The organism is Streptomyces sp. SID9727 (assembly GCF_010550605.1).
Classification (GTDB): Bacteria; Actinomycetota; Actinomycetes; order Streptomycetales; family Streptomycetaceae; genus Streptomyces.
Genome location: NZ_JAAGNI010000531.1, coordinates 1 through 4231, shown reverse-complemented (window position 1 = coordinate 4231; position 4231 = coordinate 1). Strand labels below are relative to the sequence as shown.

The 4231-nt window shown below is 74.1% G+C and carries 3 protein-coding genes; 2 read left to right on the top strand and 1 reads right to left on the bottom strand.

The genetic code is table 11. The features are described 5' to 3' along the window. On the top strand, window positions 1–2224 hold a 2224-nt coding region (locus G3I41_RS36200), incomplete at its 5' end, for a tetratricopeptide repeat protein (RefSeq protein WP_164404764.1). A 75-nt stretch (window positions 2225–2299) separates the two neighbouring features. Here G3I41_RS36200 and G3I41_RS36195 read toward each other — a convergent pair. Further along, the gene (locus G3I41_RS36195) at window positions 2300–2485 is read right to left on the bottom strand and encodes a hypothetical protein (RefSeq protein ID WP_164404763.1); all 186 of its coding nucleotides are present in this window, start codon (window positions 2483–2485) and stop codon (window positions 2300–2302) included. 313 nt (window positions 2486–2798) lie between these two features. Between G3I41_RS36195 and G3I41_RS36190 the strand changes: the two genes are divergently transcribed. Beyond that, a complete protein-coding gene (locus tag G3I41_RS36190) occupies window positions 2799–4151 on the top strand; it encodes a helix-turn-helix domain-containing protein (RefSeq protein ID WP_164404762.1) in 1353 nt (450 codons plus the stop codon). Window positions 4152–4231: the final 80 nt, after the last annotated feature.

Genomic DNA, 4231 nt, shown 5'->3' with positions numbered 1-4231 from the left:
CGGGACCGGCGACCCCGCCGTCGCCCCGGGCGCGCACCCGGCACCCGGGGCCGGTCAGGACTCCCCCGCCGCCCCCGCCGAACCGCAGCCGCACGACGCCCGGCCGCAGCAGCTGCCCGCCGCGGCCTCGGACTTCGTGGCCGACGAGGCGCAGATCGCCGACCTGGAGAAGGCGCTGACCGGAGGCCGGGAGCGCAAGGCGGTCGGTCTCGCCGTGATCACCGGGATGCCGGGCACCGGCAAGTCGACGCTCGCCGTGAACCTCGCGCACCGGCTCGCGGAGACCGGGTTCCCGGACGGCCAGTTGTACTGCGATCTGCGCGGCACCGGTACCCCGGCCACCACCGCGGAGGTGCTGGGCCGCTTCCTGCGGGCGCTGGGCATCCCGGGCCAGCTGATCCCGGACTCCCTGGACGAGCGGGCGGAGATGTACCGCACCCGGCTCGCCTCCCGCCGCCTCCTCGTGGTCCTGGACGACGCCGCGTCGGAGAGCCAGGTGCAGCCGCTGCTGCCGGGGAGCCGGGACTGCGCGGTCCTGGTCACCAGCCGGGCCCGGCTGACCGCCCTGCCGGGCGCGCACCGTGTGGAGCTGGACGTCCTGGACGAGGAGCGGGCGCTGAAGCTGCTGTCCCGGATCATCGGGGAGGAGCGGGTCGAGGGCGAGGCCGCGTCCGCCGAGGCGCTGGTGCGTACGGTGGGACGGCTGCCGTTGGCGCTGCGGATCGTGGCCGCCCGGCTCGCCGCCCGCCCGCACTGGACGCTCGCGTCGATGGTGGACCGCCTGGCCAACGAGCGGCACCGGCTGGACGAGCTGGCGCACGGCGAGATGACGATGCGCGCCAGCCTGTCGCTGACGTACAACGGTCTGGCGCCCGAGGACCGGGGTCTGCTGCGGCTGCTGTCCATGGCCCGTACTCCGACGCTGCCGGGCTGGCTGGCGGGCGCGCTGCTGGAGGACGACCGCCCCGTGCCGTCGGACCTGCTGGAGCCGCTGGTCGACATGCAGATGCTGGATGTGGTCGGGGTGGAGCGGACCGGCGGCTACCGGTACCAGTTCCACGAGATCATCCGCGTCTACGCGCGCGAGCAACTGGCTTCGCAGGACGCGCCGGAGGTGCGCCGGGACGCTCTCGTCCGGATGGCGGGCGGCTGGATGTATCTGGCGCAGGAGGCCCACCGCAAGGTGTACGGCGGTGACTTCACGGTGCTGCACGGCGACGCCCCGCGCTGGGCGCCTCCCCCGTCGTGCACGAGCGACCTGCTCGCGGATCCGCTGGCCTGGTTCGACGCGGAGCAGGGTGCCCTGTGCGGAATGGTGGAGCACGCCGCCGACGAGGGCCTGCACGACGTCAGCTGGAATCTGGCGACGACCCTGGTGACGCTGTTCGAGGTGCGGGGCCACTACGACCTGTGGGAGCAGACCCACGTACGGGCGCTGGCCGCCGTCCGCAAGGCCGGCAATCTGCGGGGCACCGCCGCCGTTCGGGCCTCGCTGGGTTCGCTGTACATGAGCCGCAACGAGTTCGACATGGCGCGCCAGGCGCTGAGTTCGGCGCTCGACGTCTTCCAGGCGCTGGACGAACCGCAGGGCGAGGCGCTGTGCCGCCGCGACATGGCGCTGATCGCGCGGACGAACGGGGAGGACGACACCGCTCTCGGGCTCTACGAGCGGTCCCTGGCGGACTTCGACCGGGCCGGTGACGTGGTGGGGCGGGCGATCGTGCTGACGCAGAGCGCCCACATCCGGATGCGCCGGGGCGAGACGGACGTGGCGCAGGCGCAGTTGGACGAGGCCCTGGAGATATACGACGGGGTGGGCTATCTGGGCGGCAGGGCGCGGACCCTGCGCCGGGTGGGTCAGCTGCTGCTGGAGCGGGGGGAGCTGGACCTCGCGGTGCTGACGTTCACGGAGGTCCTGGAGCTGTGCCGGGATTCCGGTGACATGATCGGCGAGGGGCACCTGCTGCGGGATCTCGGTCAGGCGTTCGTGCTGATGGGGCGGCCCGACCGGGCGAGGTACTTCTTCGACCGGGCCGTCGCGGCCCGGGAGCACATCATGGATTTCGGCGGGGGCGCTCTGGCCCGCCTGGATCTGGCGCGGCTGCTGGGCGAGGAGGAGCCGGGGCGTTCCCGGGAGCTGCTGGCCCCCGCGGTGGAGGTCTTCACGAGCCGGGGCATGAAGCGTGAACTGGCCGAGACCCGGCGGTTGTTGGGCGCGTTCTGAGTCCTGCGGGCGGCTGATCGGCGCCGCCTGGGGCCCCGAGGGCCGCGGGTGGGGCGCGGCGGGCGCCCGGCGGAGTCAGTCCCAGGGGTTGTTGTCGGTGGAACCCGGGGTGGGGGTGCTGCTGGTGCCGGTCGGCTGGGTGCCGGTGCCGGACGTGTCGTCGGCCCAGCCCGCCTGGATGCCGATGCCGGTGACGATCACGACCGCGACGGTGGCGAAGGCGGCGCGGAGAGCGTTGCGGGCGGTGGTGTTCTTGTCCATCGGACTGTCCCTTCGTCGGTGTTCCGTTTCCTTCTGGACACCAAATTAGGAACGGGCGGATTCACGGCACCGCCCCCGCCCCTATCCCCCCGCTATCACGGTCCGGCGCCCCCTGTCCCCCGGCCGCGTGGCAGCCCGGCCGGCTATCCCGGAGGGCCGGGCCCGCCCCTGAGGGCGTTGGCCGCGCGATGCCTCCCGGATAGGGCGTGTACGGAGGATTCCGGCAGCAGCAAGGCACGACAGCCGTCCCTCCGGCGCCCCGGTCCGCAGCCGCTTCCGGGGCGCCCATTCCCCGACGAGCAGGAGTCCTTTCATGACGCTCAGCCACCCCCCGCAGGACACCCCGGCCCCCACCGCCCCGCTCGGTTCGCTGATACGCGGACACCGGCTCCGCATCGGCCTGACCCAGCGGGAGTTGGCGGACCTGTCCACCATCAGCGTGCGGGCCATCCGGGACCTGGAGAAGGGGAAGGCCCAGCGGCCCCGGACGGATACGGTGCGGCTCATCGCCGACGCGCTCCGACTCGGCCCCCGGGCCCGTACCGCGTTGGAGGCTTCGGCCCGGCGCGGGTCCCGGGCGGACGGTGACGTCCGGCTCCTGTCCATGGAGCGGGCCGCACCGCCCGTGCCGCTCTACCCGCTGGTCGGGCGCGAGGCGGAGACCGGTGTCCTCGTGGAGGAGCTGCGGTCCGGCACCGAACGGCTGGTGACCATCGTCGGGTTGAGCGGTGTGGGGAAGACCCGGCTCGCTCTGGAGGCGGCTGCCCGACTGCACGACGCCGGGCTGCCGGTGCTGTGGCACGACGGTGACGGCGCCGCGGCCGACTGCCTGCGCGCCGACGACGACCCGTTGCCCCGGTTCGCCGACGACTGTGCCCGGTTCCTGCGGGGCGGCGGTGTGCCCGAGGACGTGCTGCCCGAACTGGCGGACGCGCCGGCCGCCCTCGATGACGACGGGAGCCCTTCCGTACGCGGCGCCGCCGTGCTCGTCCTCGACGGCGTCGACACCGCCGACCTGGACTTCGGCCGCCTAAGCAGGCTCCTGCGCACGTTCCCGGGCCTGCGGCTGCTGATCACCGGCGACCGGCCCTGCAACGTACCCGGTGAACGCCTGTTCCTGCTCTCCCCGTTGGAGGCGCCGGCCCCGGCGGCCGGGCACGCGGACGCGCCCGCCGTACGGTTCTTCCTCAGCCAGCTCCGCCGCGTCCGGCCGGACATCGTGCCCGAGGGGCAGGCACTCGCGGACGTGGCCTGGATCTGTCACCGCCTCGACGGCCACCCCGCGGCGCTCGGTGCCGCAGCTTCCTGGCTCACCGTGTGCGACCTGTCCACCCTGCGGAACATCGTGGACTCCGACCCGGCCCCGCTCCTCGACCACCTGGCCGGCGGACCGGACGGCTCCCGCCTCCAGGTACGGGTGAGCCGCGCCCTCGCCACGCTGCCCGCCCCGTGCCGGTCGCTCATCGGCGAGTTGGGCGAGGTGCGCGACGGAGAGTTCCTGCTCCAGGACGTCGTGCGGCTCACCGGCCGCCCGCTGCCGGAGTGCGGCCGGCTGATCCGCGAACTGCTGGTCGGCGGCATGATCCGGACCAGCACGGACGGGGGGCGCTCGGCGTTCCGGGTGCTGTGCGTGGTGCGGGCGGCGGGGTCGACTGCTGGGGTGTGACGGCGTCGCGCACGGCGGACGGTGCGGGTGCGGGTCGCGCGGCGGACGGTGCGGGTGCGGGTCGCGGGGCGGACGGTGCG

Coding starts and splice junctions, on each gene's coding strand:
- G3I41_RS36195 (WP_164404763.1), bottom strand. CDS start 2,485: ATGGACAAGAACACCACCGCCCGCAACGCTCTCCGCGCCGCCTTCGCC.
- G3I41_RS36190 (WP_164404762.1), top strand. CDS start 2,799: ATGACGCTCAGCCACCCCCCGCAGGACACCCCGGCCCCCACCGCCCCG.